This is a genomic window from uncultured Vibrio sp., from assembly GCF_947488985.1.
GTDB lineage: Bacteria > Pseudomonadota > Gammaproteobacteria > Enterobacterales > Vibrionaceae > Vibrio.
Genome location: NZ_CANLBV010000403.1, coordinates 1 through 221 on the forward strand (window position 1 = coordinate 1; position 221 = coordinate 221).

A 221-nucleotide genomic window follows, 5' to 3' on the forward strand; every position below is an offset into this window, starting at 1 on the left:
AAGTCTTTAAACTTTTCATCGAAGTTAGCTTTGATATTGGTTTTATTGGGGATGTTGACCTTTTTCTTTGGGGGCTGCCTCAATGTGTCATTGATGCTGATTTCGTTTTCAGTTTCTTCATCGAGTTCGTTAGATGGTTCGATGTGTGGTTCAGTTACGTTGTCTGACTCACTTGATACGTGATGGGTAGAGTCTTCTATTTCGGTTTCTTCATCGAGTTC

General features: G+C 39.8%; 1 protein-coding gene. It reads right to left on the reverse strand.

Annotation, left to right across the window (positions count from 1 at the left end; all coding sequences use genetic code 11):
* A partial coding sequence (locus Q1A70_RS20755; RefSeq protein ID WP_299695966.1) for a hypothetical protein occupies nucleotides 1-221 on the reverse strand: 221 nt, incomplete at both ends.